General features: G+C 58.6%; 1 pseudogene. It reads right to left on the bottom strand.

Annotation, left to right across the window (positions count from 1 at the left end):
• Positions 1-487: pseudogene (locus tag F6Q13_RS19445) on the bottom strand (transposase); the annotation flags it as partial.
• Between the last annotated feature and the right edge of the window lie 150 nt (positions 488-637).

Below are 637 nucleotides of genomic sequence, written 5' to 3' on the forward strand. Positions count from 1 at the left end.
TGCGTGAGGCACCAACCACCGCTTCGCGCTCACTTTTAGCTGAGGCACCTCGCAGTTTCGCCAGTGTGTTAAGCGCCACAGTCCAGTTGTGGGTTCCCGTCCCCGAATAGCCTCCTCTGTGGCTGGAGATGTTGCGCAACCCCAAGTACAGCAACTTGATCGCCGAGTCCTTGTCCGGGAAATGTCCGCGGTTCTTGGTAATTTTGCGTAGCTGGAAATTGATCGACTCGATCGCGTTTGTCGTGTACACGATTTTGCGCAGCTCCACCGGGTAATCCAGGAAGGGAATGAACTCTGGCCAGGCGCTCCGCCACACGTCGATCGCGCCGGGGTATTGCGCACCGAAATCGCGGTCAAACTCTTTGAGCGCGAGCTCAGCGGCATCGACGGTGGGCGCCGAATAGATGGCCCGCATCGACGAGGCGACCTTGCGGCGGTCCTTATAAGACACAAACCGCATCGCATTGCGAATAACATGCACCACACAGACTCCCGCTGTCAACCTCGCGACGTGCCTCACGTACTTTGAGCGCGTGGCCGGTGGTGGAGCCTCAGCTAGATTGAGCGCGTAGAGCGGAAGGTTTGCCCGATGTGGAGGGCAAGATCGACATGGCCGCAAGACGGCAGGTAACCAACA

This window comes from Mycobacterium sp., assembly GCF_008709575.1.
Classification (GTDB): Bacteria; Actinomycetota; Actinomycetes; order Mycobacteriales; family Mycobacteriaceae; genus Mycobacterium.